Raw genomic sequence first — 15,508 nt, 5'->3', positions numbered from 1 at the left:
TCGATTATCTCATCTTTGTGGGCTATAACCTTTTGTCTCTCCCCACACGGGGAGAGTGGATTGAAATCAGTAATGCAATTAACATATCGTAACCCCATGCTGTCTCTCCCCACACGGGGAGAGTGGATTGAAATGCCGTATCCCTCGCACGTTGCGAGGGTATACAAGTCTCTCCCCACACGGGGAGAGTGGATTGAAATGCAACAAGACCGAACGTGAGTTGATATCTGTCAAGGGTCTCTCCCCACACGGGGAGAGTGGATTGAAATTTTACTCGCCTTGTTGTCTGACTTTCGCCAAAATGTCTCTCCCCACACGGGGAGAGTGGATTGAAATATCTGAATGTCTAATCGTAATGACAACATCGTCAAATACGTTGAGGATACGGTATTCATGGCTTGATCTTCGTTCATTGATCATTCTTTAAATATAATATGGATTGCTCAATTTTGTATAGCCTCACTTGACATATTGCACAAATTGTGCTATAATCATAAACAAGGATATTGATGATTGTGACGGTGAATTGTAATTAAAAACATATGGGAGGAGGATAAACCTATGAATAAACGTATAATTAGTATTATTCTCTCTTGTTCTATTCTTTTACAAAATTCACAGTTAGCAGTTTTTGCTCAAGAAGAATCATCTTCACTTCCTAACGATAATTATACGGTTGATATTAGCGACAATGTTGATATAACGAGCATTGTAATAGCTAACCGTATGACAGGAGCAGATGTAAGAGCTCAAAGAAAATTTACGGCTGCTCAAGGTCATGGTTTTGCTGCTGAAAGAGGCAATAACCTTATTGATAAAATTAAAGGATCCAATGCTATTGTAATTGGTGATAATAATGTTAAAAATGGTGCTGATCGTATAATAATACAAAAAACAGGTGAGAATATTTTTATTCAGGATAAGTATTATCAATCTGCTCCCGCCAGTATCAATGCATGTTTTGATGAGGAAGAGATATTTAGATATTTTGATTCTGATGGAAAACCTATGCAAATCGAGGTTCCTAAAGATCAATATGACAATGCTGTTGATCTCATGAAAGAAAAAATCAAGAATGGTTCTGTCCCGGGTATTACCGATCCAGAGGAAGCTGAACGTATCGTCAGAAAAGGTAATCTGACTTATAAACAGGCAGTAAATATTGCAAAAGCAGGAAATATAGATTCGCTTAAATACGATGCTACTAATGGCATTGTATCTTCTTCTGCTGCATTTGGTATTGATACACTCCTTAATTTTGCTGTAAGGGTAAATAGCGGAGAAGAATATAGTGATGCAATAAAGGATTCTGCAATTGACGGTCTTAAAGCAGGCGGAATGCAATTTGCTACGGCTGTTATTGCAGGACAATTAGCGAAAACAAATGTCAAAAATGTTTTTAGACCCTCTGCAACGGCTCTGGTTGATGCTTTAGGTGATGATTTCGCAAAGACTTTAACAAAAACCATGGAGAAGGAATTAATCGAAGAAGGCGCGGAAAGTCTTGGCAAAACAGCCGCTAAAAAGGCTGCTGTCGAACTCATCAGTTCTAATGCACTTGTTGATACAGTTTCTCTAATCGTTTTTACTGTGCCTGATGGAGTGAAACTATTCAATGGTAAGATTTCTAAAAAACAATTTATCAAGAACTTTGCTGTTGCAGGTGTTTCCACCGTAGCTGGAGCAGCCGGTGGTTATGCTGGTGGTATTATAGGGAGTTTAGTCGTTCCCGGCGTCGGAACGCTACCAGGTGCTATTATCGGATCTGTTCTTATAGGCGGTGGAGCATCTATAGCTGCCGATGCAATTGCGGATTATATTACCGATGACGATGCCGACGAAATGTATGAAATCATTCAAAATAAATTTGCAGATAAATGTGAAGAATATATTGTTACTGAATCCGAAGCTACCAATATAGCCAAAGAATTAAGCAATAAACTTGATGAAGACGTTTTTGAAAAAATGTATCAAAGCAATGATCGTTCTAAATTTGCAGATGATTTACTTGAGCCATTATTTGAAAAAGAAGTAAAGAAAAGACCTAAAGTTAAGGTACCAACAGAGGACGAAATGAGAGCATCTCTTTTAGAAGAATTAAATGGTGTTGTCTTTCTCCATTAGTCGTATTCATTTACATCTTCATATGTTGGTTATTTACCATATGTCCATAACCCTACTTGTATCACAGCATAATTGATTATGTGACTGCTATGTTAAACCAAAGGAGAAACACTATGAATCTTCAAGATCTTGATGATATTTTGTCGGCACATACTCTCGTTGAAAAAGATAAAATCATGAATTATACCTTTGCAGTAACAGGTCTTTCTTTTCTAAAAATCAGAGATATCCTTATAGTAAAAGGTAACATTATATTTGAGGATTTGGAGAACAAAGTATATGTTGCTTTTATAAGATCCGGTTTTATGAAAAAAAGCGATGCAAAAGCTGCGATCCATTTATACAACGAACAACTATTGATATCAATTTATGCCAAAGAAGGTATTGTAAATCAGAGAATTTGTGAAGGTGCTATCAATGAACTTGAAAAATCGCTTAAAGATTATATTGGATAACAAACGTACATTATTTTTTGTCATCATTTGTGTGTTTATTATCATTACTTTAATAGTCATACTATTATCATCAAAAAGGAAAAATGACGCTTTGAATAAAGAACTTGCTACTTTTGAAAAAGACTATTTGTCTTATTGTGATATATATGATAATGCAGTAAAAAAGTATAATACAAATGCAGATAAGATCAATAATTTTATTGCTGATGTAGATAGATTTAATGTGTTTAGCGAAGTGCATAATATTGAACACAGATCCGAAATCAACAGAAATTTTGATGAGTACAGAAAATCAAATGATGATATTTCTGTAATATCCAATGATGTGAAAAAAATCAATACTGAGACTAAAAAATTGGAAGAAAGCTATTTACCGATATGTGAAACAGCTTATGACACGATAGTAAACAATTATAACGACCTTGTTAATGATTATAATTCCTTGAAAGAAAAGACTTCTCTTGATTTTATTAAAGATATACCTGAATATAAAACTATAAACGATAGTGAATTATATGTACTTGATGAAACATCGTTCACGGAAGAAAAGCTGATAGATGAAATATCAAAGATCTCTGATAATATAAATGACATTTCACAGCTTTATATAGTCTCGGAACAAATAACAGCCCCTTCAAAAGATTTTATTTATGAAAGATTGAAAGATGTAGAATCAATCACTTCGACAAAGGCTGTAACAACATATTATGATCCCAATAAGCTACTGGGAGAAGAAGGAGGATATACAAGCTGTGTATATTTTACCGTTGATAATATTGCCGTATCTGATGTCAATGGAATAGATGCTGCACACAAAGGTGTTGACGGAGGAGGCTCGGTCGAAGTATATGCAACACTTGATGATGCTTTAAAGAGATGTGATTATCTATCTCAATTTGATGGAACTCTTTTGTATTCCGGGTCATATACGATAGTTGGAACGATGGTCATTCGTACATCTTATAAATTATCAAACGAAGAACAGATACAGCTTACAGATGATATTATTAATTCTCTGACTGAAATTAAAGAATAGAAATACATATAGTTTTTCAGCTGAAACGGTGTATTTGCAGTTATCGAAAACAGTGGCTAAAACATCTACAATCACCATAACGTTGATAAAGAAGATGATGCACTTACATCCCAACAAACATAAAAGTCGAATACAGCTAGGAATATCACAGATACAGTTTACACATCTCCCAAAAATCTCACCCCCGGCAAGACTTACAAGGTAGCTATCGCTGCAAGGGTCGGTGGCGTATGGGATACTGAAAATGCTATCAAACATGCCGGGATTGTTACTATAAAGTGATAGGCTTCAAAGTATGCGATACAACCAGAAGGAACGGAAATAACATACCTGGCAGGATTGTACCGCTTTGAAGAGCATAGAGGTATTCAGATACCGATGTTCACTGTGCTTACAAGAGAAGCAGTCGATCCTGTAAGCAGTATTCATGATCGGATGCCTTTGATACTTGGTAAAGATAGTTTGAGAGACTGGATTCGTCCAAACGGTGATCCGAATAGTATTATGAAAAAGGCTTTGACAAAGATGATTATGGAAAAGGCAAAGGACTATCCTGAACCACTTCCTTCGTTTATGCAAATATAACAATACGCTGGATCTAAAGAGACACGTACATTCGCAGAGCACAAACATAATATGAAAGGTTCAGAAATGAGTATTATAATAGATGATCAGTATAGACACAGTCCACGTTATGAAAAACATTTCAATGTTTTTTGTGAAGGATTAGAGAAGCATTTTAATGATATCCCTGTTTTTGATGCGGCAATGCAGTTTTATAAGGAGTATCATTTTATAAGGTATTTAAGCGATCACAATGGCGTAACATGTGGTTCTTTTGAGTATGATGATACAAATCTTCATCTTAACGGAATTCGTCTTGAAGAAGCAGTTCGTAAACTTGTAAAAGACAACGGTATAAAATATTTGCCTGCTGCTGTAGTTTACCTAAAGAAAGCTTTTTTTAGATTCATACTCATCAATGAGAACGGTGAGTTTTATCTTGATGACGGAACATACCTCGGTACAGACTATGAAAAGATAGTTGAGAGTATTCTTAATGGTGAAAAAGAGATCGTTCCGATACTGAACGACAGGATATATACCAGTCTTGAAAGACACGGTTGGGATCCTGATAAGATCATTGATACTGCGCCTATTGAAGAAAAATACAGGGAGCTTGGATTTTCATTTTTCCCTGCAGCAAATAAATTCTTTGAGGTGATCCCTATCGGTAAATATAGGATCTGGATCCCTAAATCAGATGATGATTGCTATGTAGGATTTTACCCTAATAAAAGAATGAAAGATCCGAAAGAATTCCAAAATGAAATAGGCGAGGATCTGCTGACTATTGCTGCAAAAAGAGAGGCAAACTTCTTCATAAGCGAGAGCGGTAAATTTTACGCACAGTATGAGTTCACCAGAGAAATGTTCTATGTGACGGATGATCTGTATTTATTTATATACTACCTGCTGATAAATCGAAACGGTTTTTGATGCAGGACAATTTCAAAAGGTTTAGAGTTAAGTGAACGACAGTGAAATAGAAATAATTATAGTAAAAGCACCGATATCTTCACGACATCGGTGCTTTTGGATTGTTAGTGTGTAAGCGTATAACCCCCAGCACCTACCCCACCGAAGTCTAATAAAGTATAATAAACTCCAAGGAACACCATGAAGTAAATTGAATAATCCAAATTGATCCATGGAGTTCATTGGAGACGATTAGACAAGGAGGTAACAGGTATGGACAAAACAACATCCATCACAACAATCAAAAAAGAAATGCAGCTTCAGGAATGGTCTGCGCAGATCAAAGCACAGCAGGCAAGCGGTCTGACGATCCGGGAATGGTGCAAAGAAAAAGGGATCAAGCCAAACACGTATTACAACCGCCTAAGAAAAGTTCGTGAAAAGTATATCGAAAATTCTCCGACCATCGTTCCTGTATCAGTTCCTTGCTCAAACGAAAATATCCGCATTGAGAAAAACGGACTTCAAATATCTCTTCCGGCAGATATATCTGCGGACACTCTGACCGCTTTGGTGCATGAGCTATGCTGAATGATCTGGCAGCGGACGCACAGGTCTATCTTGTTACGGGATACACCGACCTTCGACGCGGGATAGACGGACTTGCGACTATCGTTCAGGCTCAGCTTCGACTTGACCCGTTCTCGAAAGCATTGTTTTTGTTCTGCGGCAGACGTTGTGACCGCATCAAAGGTCTGCTGTGGGAGGGCGATGGTTTTCTGCTGTTGTACAAGCGCCTTGACAACGGAAGATTCCAGTGGCCGCGCAGTGAGACCGAAGCAGTAATGCTCACATCTCAGCAAATTCGCTGGCTTCTGGAAGGCTTGAAAATAGAGCAGCCGAAGGCTATCCGTGAGGGAAAGCCGGGGGCGCTGTATTAAGGCAATACTTACCGAATATTCAGAATATGTGCTTGAAAAGCCCCTCTTTTCGTGGTATCATTAAAGTATCATCACGAACGGAGGGGTGCTTTATGTCCGAACCAAATATGACATCGGAAATTGTATCGCTCCGTAATGAAAACGCTGTTCTCAAGGAAGAACTAGCACTTGCCAATCAGCAGTTAGCGTGGTTCAGAAAGCAGATATTCGGAAGAAAAACAGAGCAGACATCTGTTGTTATGGAAAAGGAGTTCGGTGTTCAGCTTTCCATGTTCGGAAACAATGAAGAAAAATCCGCAGCTAAATCTGCCGAAACAATTACTGTTCCCGAACACAAGCGCAAGAAAAAACGCACTCACGATGAATGGATGAACAATCTGCCTGTAAAAGAAGAACATCACAAAATTGACAACCCGGTATGCGAAATATGCGGCGCCGAAATGGAAGAACTGACTCCCGAAAAGGCTTACGATGAACTTATATTTACGCCGCCAAAATATCATATCCGCAGGCATATAGTACATAAGTACAAGTGTCCCGAGTGCGGAGAAAAGCCCGAAGAAAGGGACGAACCTTGTCATATCATCCGTGCGCCATATCCTCACGCTATGATCCCGGGAAGCTATTGCTCTCCCGAACTTCTGGCTCATATCATCTACGAAAAATATGCAAAGTCAGTACCTCTGCACCGTCAGGAAAAGGACTTTAATTCCAAAAACATACCTCTGCTCAAAGCGACTATGTCTAATTGGGTAGGCACTGCTGCCGAAAAATGGTGTTTGCCGATTGTGGAGAAAATGCATGAGATGCTTATCGCAGGGCAGATGATCCATGCCGATGAAACGACCGTTCAGGTGCTTCACGAGGAAGGCCGAAAGCCTACCACGACATCAAGAATGTGGGTCTACTGCAACGGCAAAATGAATGACAGGAGCATCATCATTTTCGATTATCAGCCGACACGAAAGGGTGAGCACGCCTCGAATTTCCTGAAAGGATTTATCGGCTATCTTATCTGTGACGGATACGATGCCTACAATGCAGTCGAGGGTGCTAAGCGATGCGGCTGTATGACTCATGCAAGGCGTGGTTTTATTCAGGCTCTTCCGAACGACCAAAAGCTGCACAGCACTTCTGTTGCGGCAAAGGCAGTAGAATATTTCAACAAGATATATCACGAAGAAAATCTGCTTGCCGACAGCTCCACAGAATACAGATATAAACAGCGCCTTGTGAAGGTAAAGCCTTTGCTTGACGAGTTTTTTGCGTGGCTTGAAAATGTTCAGGTCAGTGGTAAGGGCAAGCTGACAGATGCAGTAAGATATGCGTTGAATGAACGGAAATATCTTTACACGTTTCTTGAAAACGGAGACGTGCCTATCGACAACAACAGAGCCGAAAACGCAATAAGACCGTTTGCGTTAGGCCGAAAAAATTGGCTGTTTTCAAATACAGCAAACGGAGCCAGATCAAGTGCAACGCTGTATTCGATCATTTCAACTGCACAGGCGAACGGTGTTGATGCTGAGAAATACCTGACCGAGCTGTTTTCACAGCCTGCGGGGACGATATTATTACCATGGAGGGAAGAAAATGAAACTTAGTAATGAAGATGCAAAGCTGTTTTATGAACTGTTTTTCCACTGCTTGACTATGTGAACAGAGAATATCATATACTTCCTGAGGAAGATTATTTCGGGCAAGGAATGATCGACCCACAGGACGCTGCGGAGGTTGCCCACTTTTTATGGGAACGGACATGGATCATTGATGATTATCTTGAGCGATCGGATCTGCCCGAAGAACACATGGAGATACTTAAAAGCTGGAAAGGGTGCATCACCGGCAGATTTATCATTGAGCGACATTGGAAAAAGGGATCGGTATTTATATCGATCGATGACAATTCTGTTTTTCTTGTAAACGGCATTGTCAGCAGTTGGGAGGAAATGCTGAGAAATGCACCGATGCCAACTTTGCTTGATGCAGCGCTTCTGCCATTTAAAAATGCGATCATTTCCGATGGCCTGGTATCTGTTATGCCGATCATATTCGGTCCGAACAGCAAAGCTGATTTCAAAGAAATATACATGGACGCAAAGAGAAATGGAGAAATCAAAGCCAGAATATGATGTTACGGCCGGGTGTTATCTGCCCGGCTGTTTGCTTTTATGATGCGGGGGGTTATACGCTTACTTTCAATCCACTCTCCCCGTGTGGGGAGAGACGTTGCACACTAATCATCGAGGGGGCGGACGAATATTTCAATCCACTCTCCCCGTGTGGGGAGAGACCAGGCTACAATACCACATCGGGCATAGCTGATTTATTTCAATCCACTCTCCCCGTGTGGGGAGAGACCTTTGTCTTTTTGAACTTCTGAGCTGGGTTAGAGAATTTCAATCCACTCTCCCCGTGTGGGGAGAGACCCTGAACCTCAGTTAGTCCAGGATATATATTATTATTTCAATCCACTCTCCCCGTGTGGGGAGAGACAACGGTAACAGCACTATGACACTAACCGTTGATATTTCAATCCACTCTCCCCGTGTGGGGAGAGACGCAACCGTAACTTCGGGCGGCGTAGTAACTGCTATTTCAATCCACTCTCCCCGTGTGGGGAGAGACGGCGTAGATTCATCAAGCGCGAGCAATATACATATTATTTCAATCCACTCTCCCCGTGTGGGGAGAGACGATAGACCTGTGTTCAAACGGTACAGACTGGTCATTTCAATCCACTCTCCCCGTGTGGGGAGAGACTGCGGACAACTTTTGGGGATTGTTTAAGTTCATAAAATTTCAATCCACTCTCCCCGTGTGGGGAGAGACCTTATGGCGATGGCACAGGCGGAGGCGGTTCAGAATTTCAATCCACTCTCCCCGTGTGGGGAGAGACCCGAAAGCAGATATGCTTGACGGTAAATCCAATATTTCAATCCACTCTCCCCGTGTGGGGAGAGACTAGAAATCGTGCGAAAACATTTGAGGGCATAGCAATTTCAATCCACTCCCCCCGTGTGGGGAGAGACACAACTCTAAGTTTTTTCTGCCCGAAATGTTTTAAATTTCAATCCACTCTCCCCGTGTGGGGAGAGACCCGGGTACGCAAGGCACTGGAACTCAACTGCAAAATTTCAATCCACTCTCCCCGTGTGGGGAGAGACAATATCCAACAAACATGGCATGAAAACAGAAGAATTTCAATCCACTCTCCCCGTGTGGGGAGAGACTAACCCATTTTTGCAAAGGAGATGATTCCCAATGATTTCAATCCACTCTCCCCGTGTGGGGAGAGACTCTGCCATTTTAAGGATACGTCTGGACCGTTTATATTTCAATCCACTCTCCCCGTGTGGGGAGAGACCTGAACAGTACGGCGAAAACAGCGCAGAAGCAAAATTTCAATCCACTCTCCCCGTGTGGGGAGAGACTTCTTTCGCCAGAACATTATGCAGTGTTGGCGGAATTTCAATCCACTCTCCCCGTGTGGGGAGAGACACGTGGTTTAAAACCACATTCACAACCGCGTGGACATTTCAATCCACTCTCCCCGTGTGGGGAGAGACAACAATTTTTCCACACGTTTTATGTGCAATCATACATTTCAATCCACTCTCCCCGTGTGGGGAGAGACTAATTGCACAAATGGAAAAAGCGGGCGTGAACACAATTTCAATCCACTCTCCCCGTGTGGGGAGAGACACTACAAAAATTCATTTGTGGGGGTGTGAACGTATTTCAATCCACTCTCCCCGTGTGGGGAGAGACAAATTATAGATATATTAAAAGTTTGTGGGTTATCATTTCAATCCACTCTCCCCGTGTGGGGAGAGACGAAAAGGCTATGAAAGAAAATAATTGGACGGTCATTTCAATCCACTCTCCCCGTGTGGGGAGAGACTTGACACCCGAACAGTATCAAGCCGCGTTAAGTATTTCAATCCACTCTCCCCGTGTGGAGAGAGACAAGATTTCCGATACGGAAAATATCGTACACGATAATTTCAATCCACTCTCCCCGTGTGGGGAGAGACGGGCGCGACAGCGGAAGAAATGGACGCGTTAAGAATTTCAATCCACTCTCCCCGTGTGGGGAGAGACCGGGCAAATATGTGATATAATGCGTATGTAAACAATTTCAATCCACTCTCCCCGTGTGGGGAGAGACGGTTTACGGTTTCTTCCGTTGTCATATTGCTAGTATTTCAATCCACTCTCCCCGTGTGGGGAGAGACTATCAAATTCGGGGGAAAAACAAACACACCGTTGTATTTCAATCCACTCTCCCCGTGTGGGGAGAGACAGTGTTGGCTCAAACTTACGATATAGCATTAGCTATTTCAATCCACTCTCCCCGTGTGGGGAGAGACAAAAGGCACAAAACGCACTTGCACAGGCGCAAGCGATTTCAATCCACTCTCCCCGTGTGGGGAGAGACGCCACGCCCGAAATTTTTACAATGTTTTCTACGGAATTTCAATCCACTCTCCCCGTGTGGGGAGAGACTGTCATTTATTTTTGCTCCCTCTTAAACTCATGCAAATTTCAATCCACTCTCCCCGTGTGGGGAGAGACGTTACAGTTATTGCGCTGATAGCACTACGAAATTATTTCAATCCACTCTCCCCGTGTGGGGAGAGACTACAAACGCGATTTATTCAAAAATGTTCACTTCAAATTTCAATCCACTCTCCCCGTGTGGGGAGAGACAGACACTTGGTTTCGCGTATGTGGTACCGTACAAATTTCAATCCACTCTCCCCGTGTGGGGAGAGACCTGCTGTGACAACAGGCTCGCAACCTGTCAGACACAATTTCAATCCACTCTCCCCGTGTGGGGAGAGACCGATAACCGCCTCCGAAGTGGTTGATTTGTATCACATTTCAATCCACTCTCCCCGTGTGGGGAGAGACCCTGAGTACGATAAAACGGTGCTTGTTGTTAACATTTCAATCCACTCTCCCCGTGTGGGGAGAGACTCATCCTCGGCGAAGGTGGCGTGTTCTCTAAGGTTATTTCAATCCACTCTCCCCGTGTGGGGAGAGACATAGCGGGCTTGATAGCGGCAATTGTTACGCTATGATTTCAATCCACTCTCCCCGTGTGGGGAGAGACGAAGATAAGAACGGCACAAAGCATTATATAACTATTTCAATCCACTCTCCCCGTGTGGGGAGAGACGAAGCGGAAGATAGAGCACACCAAGCGGGAGGGCATAATTTCAATCCACTCTCCCCGTGTGGGGAGAGACTGTAAGCTTTGGAAATCAGATACAGGGATATCTTATTTCAATCCACTCTCCCCGTGTGGGGAGAGACGGGAAACGTTTATTGCAAACCTAAGGGCAGAGAATTTCAATCCACTCTCCCCGTGTGGGGAGAGACTGCCACAGGCTTATGCTATGTTTTTCTGGACGATAATTTCAATCCACTCTCCCCGTGTGGGGAGAGACGATCGAGGCTATCAACCGCGATATTCTACCGCTATTTCAATCCACTCTCCCCGTGTGGGGAGAGACGACTTCCGCGTTATCCTGCAGATCATCACAGCGTTATTTCAATCCACTCTCCCCGTGTGGGGAGAGACCCTTCACCTTTTTCTAGGTGCGCACCAAAGCCGCAATTTCAATCCACTCTCCCCGTGTGGGGAGAGACGTTCACTGCCCCGAGATACTTATGGGCTGTGCAGTCATTTCAATCCACTCTCCCCGTGTGGGGAGAGACATCAGATACCCACGAAGATCATCCGCACCCTTGCATTTCAATCCACTCTCCCCGTGTGGGGAGAGACCCGTTGATAAGGTAAAGCAGAACGGCACACGCTATATTTCAATCCACTCTCCCCGTGTGGGGAGAGACTGAATATCCGATATACTTTGACCTTGAATGGCAATTTCAATCCACTCTCCCCGTGTGGGGAGAGACTGGCACAGGCACAGCGCGAGAACGTTGGTCTGCAATTTCAATCCACTCTCCCCGTGTGGGGAGAGACCATAACACGGTAAGATTATCAAGCAGTGTATCGAATTTCAATCCACTCTCCCCGTGTGGGGAGAGACTATGCGATACCATAGATAGCTATGTGAGAGGTCGATTTCAATCCACTCTCCCCGTGTGGGGAGAGACTGGCACAGGCACAGCGCGAGAACGTTGGTCTGCAATTTCAATCCACTCTCCCCGTGTGGGGAGAGACTGGATTACCTCTACCCTTGGCTCAACAACTCACAATTTCAATCCACTCTCCCCGTGTGGGGAGAGACCAGACAGCACAGACCGCACAGATACTTGCAGGACAATTTCAATCCACTCTCCCCGTGTGGGGAGAGACTAGCAAACTTAATTGTAATGATAAGGCTATGCTAATTTCAATCCACTCTCCCCGTGTGGGGAGAGACTTCTCAACACGCAGTCTTGCTACCTTGTGACGAATTTCAATCCACTCTCCCCGTGTGGGGAGAGACAGCAAAAATGAACATTTCCGTAAAAATCAGCAGCTACGGAATCGAACATTTTTGACAATAATCGTTTCATCATTTATTCAGCAGAGTTGAATATAACGAAAAAACGAACATTATTTCGGTGCGAATACACCTGAAGTTTTATGGAAACTTGTGATTCGCATCAGAAAATTAGCGGCTCATCGACTTTGAGTGTCTGTTTTGAACCGACGTGTTCCACCTTGGCTTTTTTGATATTGCCAAGATAGTAGAAGCGCAAACTATCTTTTGTTTCATCTATTTCTTCAGTTAGCTTTTGTTTCAGAAGTCTGCATTGTGCAGGGTCAAGTTCACATTCAAAAACCGAATTCTGAACTCGCACTCCGTAGTTTACACATTGTTTTGCAACACGACGCAGGCGTTTTTTTCCTGCATTGTCTGCCGTGCTGACATCATAAGTTATCAATACCAGCATAATATCACTTCCACATAAAAGGAGGATAAGCGTCGAGATCGCCTCTTATATATCTTGCCAGCAGAAGCGCCTGGGCGTATGGAACCGTTCCCCATTCTATCTTTTCATCAAGAAAAGGGTGTTTCAGCTCATCGTCTTTTCGTTTCTGCCAGGCTGTGATAAACGCACGTCTTCCGTTATCTGTAAGGATCACGGCGCCATCTTCACGCTTTTCAAGATCGTGAGCAGATATGATCTTTTTGTTTATAACAGTCAGAACAAATCTGTCGCACAGCGGCGATCGCATCTCCTCCACTAAGTCGAGAGCCAACGATCTTCTTCCGGGACGGTCAGTGTGCATAAAACCCACGTAAGGGTCAAGTCCAACTGCTTCCAATGCAGATGTACACATACTTGTAGCAAGCGAGTATGCAAATGAAAGAAGAGCATTCACAGTATCTTTTGGCGGACGTTTATTTCTGGTCTTAAATGAAAAGTCGTCCTTTTGCTGCAATATCATATCATCAAATACTGAAAAATATATCTGTGCTGCTTCACCTTCGATACCTCTAAGGGTGTCGATATCGTCTGCTTTTCGTGCATTATCTATCGACTTTTTCAGTTGCTGTGAGCAGTTATCGAATTTATCGGCATCTATACGCATCGGGTGATCTCTGAGCGTGCGCTCGATAGTCCATCGGCTGTTGAAAAGTTTGGCGCAAATTATGTTTTTGGATATATCGAGACTTACTTTTGATTCATCAGCGTACCTGTACTGCTGTCTCCTTAACAGCACGTTTCCATTTACCTCGCCCTCGACCCTCGCAAGAAATTTTCCGCTCCCGCTCATAAAGATCAGTTCGATTCCATTAGCAGCACATTTACCCATGAGCGCAGGGCTTGCGCCGGTATATCCGAATGTCATTATCCGTTCAAGATTATGGAGCGGTACTCTTCCTATCTCCTTGCCATCAGCTTGTACCACGACATTTTCTCCATCAAGAGAAAGATATCTGTCAGGAGAAGTTATGTAAAGTGTATTAAGCAGTTTTCTCATTTCATTCCTCCTTTCCCAGCATATCTTTTATATAGTCTGCTGCGCTTTTCTTAGAGCATAGCACAGGCAGACAGATATTTTTAAGCGAACAGGCATTGCAGGCTTTTGTACGTTTGACTTTTGGAGTATACTTTTTTCGGTATAGTTCATGCATCTCTTCGATGGCTTTTTCAGTACGTTCACGAAGTTCAGCATCTATAATTACCTTTGTACGTCTGTGTGTTTCACCATAATAGAGATAGCCTGTATCTATAGTACAGCAAAGCATCTCTTCAAGACACATAGCCTGTGCTGCCAGCTGCATAATATCACTGTCGTTCTCTTTAGGAGAACCTCTTTTGTATTCAATTGGTATGACTTCATATCTGCCTTCTACGCCGAAAAGCCCTATACCGTTTTTGCAGCCATGAAATTCTACAACATCACATTCACCGCTTATACCAAGTTTTGATGATGACACCGCCATAGCTCTTGTGATGATCGTATTGCCGCGTTTTTCATGGAAATCAGCATCATGCACATTTCTGTGCATGACCTGACCGTCAGCTGTGCGGTAGTTTTCTTCCCACTGCTGCTCGATATGTATCAGTGCCCACTGTCTTCTGCAAAACACGAAATGCTGTATCCCCGAGAGCATCAGGTATTCGTCTTCGCTATACATATCAGCCCTCGAATATCTCAGGGTCAAGTCCCTCCAGCTTATCAAGAGTTATATCATAATCTTCAAAACATTTTGGTCTGTCAATGCCGTCCCTAAGTGTCACTTTCAGCAGACGATGTACTTTTGCTGAGGAGTTCGTAGGGGTCTTGCATTCATGTTTGTACCAGTAAACTCGTCTAACTTCCATACTTCCCTCGGGTCTTGCAGAGGAACAGTCGTTTTCAAACAGTGTTTCAAGTGCTTCATGTATTTTTTCGGCATCTTCTTCGGTAAAGCCTGTCTTTTCGGCAAGCTGAACATTTATGCTGCCGTGGAAAACGTACAGACCGAAGTCAACTCGGTGCTTTGAGCCCATTGTGTCTGATGCTTTGCTTTCTTTTCCGCTTTCGCCGTTGACACTTTTGGTTATCTGCATACTTACTATATCCACAGGCGAGATGCTTTCAGCCATCTGAATGGATACAGGACCGCGAACTCCGACAGAAACAGAGTCGCCCTTGAATGCGAACACCTGCCCGAAACTGCGGACATCTATCCATTCAGCACAGGCTGCCTTTGCGTATTCATCGCGGTCAGTATTCTTTGCCTTGCTCAGTGCAGCAAGAGTTTCGCATCCCTTAGCTCTGTCATGCAGGCTCTTGAATCCATCTCCGCACCTGTCATCCGACTGCACGAATATCTTTTCGCCCATATCCTGCAAACGGTTGCGTATCTTTCTCTTTATGCATACATCGCTTATCTCGCCGAAACCGTCATAGTTTTCTCTGGGGCGGTTGCCATTGAGAGGGTCACCGTTGGGATTTGCATTCTTAGCAGTCAGTATTACCGAAAAATCTATCTTGTTCTGAAGTACAGCCATTT

At 42.9% G+C, this 15,508-nt stretch carries 13 protein-coding genes, 1 pseudogene and 2 CRISPR repeat arrays (1 of these 16 cut by a window edge); of the genes and pseudogenes, 10 read left to right on the top strand and 4 right to left on the bottom strand.

What is annotated here, in order from left to right:
• Positions 1-336: a CRISPR direct-repeat array (repeat unit 33 nt; unit sequence GTCTCTCCCCACACGGGGAGAGTGGATTGAAAT); it reaches 233 nt to the left of the window's first position.
• 225 nt (positions 337-561) lie between these two features.
• From RUMAL_RS05820 to RUMAL_RS05780, 10 genes and pseudogenes are all read left to right on the top strand, one after another.
• Positions 562-2,124, top strand: coding sequence for a hypothetical protein (locus RUMAL_RS05820; RefSeq protein WP_013497841.1), 1,563 nt, complete (start codon positions 562-564; stop codon positions 2,122-2,124).
• A gap of 113 nt (positions 2,125-2,237) precedes the next feature.
• Entirely contained in the window at positions 2,238-2,579 is a 342-nt protein-coding gene (locus tag RUMAL_RS05815; protein ID WP_013497840.1) for a hypothetical protein, read from the top strand.
• 91 nt (positions 2,580-2,670) lie between these two features.
• On the top strand, positions 2,671-3,615 hold the full coding sequence (locus RUMAL_RS20615; RefSeq protein WP_013497839.1) for a hypothetical protein: 945 nt from the start codon (positions 2,671-2,673) through the stop codon (positions 3,613-3,615).
• A 138-nt stretch (positions 3,616-3,753) separates the two neighbouring features.
• Positions 3,754-3,897: pseudogene (locus RUMAL_RS22920) on the top strand (BspA family leucine-rich repeat surface protein); the annotation flags it as partial.
• An 18-nt stretch (positions 3,898-3,915) separates the two neighbouring features.
• The gene (locus tag RUMAL_RS05805; protein ID WP_272868102.1) at positions 3,916-4,200 is read left to right on the top strand and encodes an SOS response-associated peptidase family protein; all 285 of its coding nucleotides are present in this window, start codon (positions 3,916-3,918) and stop codon (positions 4,198-4,200) included.
• Between the two features lie 51 nt (positions 4,201-4,251).
• Positions 4,252-5,115 (top strand): SUKH-3 domain-containing protein, encoded by an 864-nt coding sequence (locus RUMAL_RS05800; protein WP_028504470.1) that lies wholly within the window; start codon positions 4,252-4,254, stop codon positions 5,113-5,115.
• 252 nt (positions 5,116-5,367) lie between these two features.
• Positions 5,368-5,685, top strand: coding sequence for an IS66 family insertion sequence element accessory protein TnpA (gene tnpA, locus RUMAL_RS05795; protein ID WP_013483496.1), 318 nt, complete (start codon positions 5,368-5,370; stop codon positions 5,683-5,685).
• Positions 5,679-6,035, top strand: a complete 357-nt coding sequence (tnpB, locus tag RUMAL_RS05790; protein WP_013483393.1) for an IS66 family insertion sequence element accessory protein TnpB — start codon at positions 5,679-5,681, stop codon at positions 6,033-6,035. The genes tnpA and tnpB overlap by 7 nt, the downstream gene beginning before the upstream one ends.
• Before the next feature lie 92 nt (positions 6,036-6,127).
• Positions 6,128-7,639, top strand: coding sequence for an IS66 family transposase (gene tnpC / locus RUMAL_RS05785; RefSeq protein WP_013483805.1), 1,512 nt, complete (start codon positions 6,128-6,130; stop codon positions 7,637-7,639).
• Between the two features lie 51 nt (positions 7,640-7,690).
• Positions 7,691-8,167 (top strand): hypothetical protein, encoded by a 477-nt coding sequence (locus RUMAL_RS05780; protein WP_157865473.1) that lies wholly within the window; start codon positions 7,691-7,693, stop codon positions 8,165-8,167.
• Between the two features lie 63 nt (positions 8,168-8,230).
• A CRISPR array of direct repeats spans positions 8,231-12,499; the repeat unit is 33 nt; unit sequence ATTTCAATCCACTCTCCCCGTGTGGGGAGAGAC.
• Between the two features lie 160 nt (positions 12,500-12,659).
• Here the strand turns inward: RUMAL_RS05780 and cas2 are convergent.
• The 4 genes from cas2 to cas7c are packed head-to-tail and all read right to left on the bottom strand — an operon-like array spanning position 12,660 to position 15,506.
• The gene (gene cas2 / locus RUMAL_RS05775; protein ID WP_013497837.1) at positions 12,660-12,950 is read right to left on the bottom strand and encodes a CRISPR-associated endonuclease Cas2; all 291 of its coding nucleotides are present in this window, start codon (positions 12,948-12,950) and stop codon (positions 12,660-12,662) included.
• Positions 12,951-12,954: 4 nt separating this feature from the next.
• Positions 12,955-13,986, bottom strand: a complete 1,032-nt coding sequence (gene cas1c / locus RUMAL_RS05770; RefSeq protein ID WP_013497836.1) for a type I-C CRISPR-associated endonuclease Cas1c — start codon at positions 13,984-13,986, stop codon at positions 12,955-12,957.
• 1 nt (position 13,987) lies between these two features.
• Complete coding sequence (gene cas4 / locus RUMAL_RS05765; RefSeq protein WP_013497835.1) at positions 13,988-14,647, bottom strand: CRISPR-associated protein Cas4; 660 nt, start codon at positions 14,645-14,647, stop codon at positions 13,988-13,990.
• Between the two features lies 1 nt (position 14,648).
• Positions 14,649-15,506 carry a type I-C CRISPR-associated protein Cas7/Csd2 gene (cas7c, locus tag RUMAL_RS05760; RefSeq protein ID WP_013497834.1) on the bottom strand — a complete coding sequence of 286 codons (858 nt, stop codon included), beginning with the start codon at positions 15,504-15,506 and terminating at the stop codon, positions 14,649-14,651.
• Between the last annotated feature and the right edge of the window lie 2 nt (positions 15,507-15,508).

This window comes from Ruminococcus albus 7 = DSM 20455, from assembly GCF_000179635.2.
In the GTDB taxonomy this organism is placed as follows: domain Bacteria; phylum Bacillota; class Clostridia; order Oscillospirales; family Ruminococcaceae; genus Hominimerdicola; species Hominimerdicola alba.
This window is presented reverse-complemented; position numbering and strand designations above follow the sequence as displayed.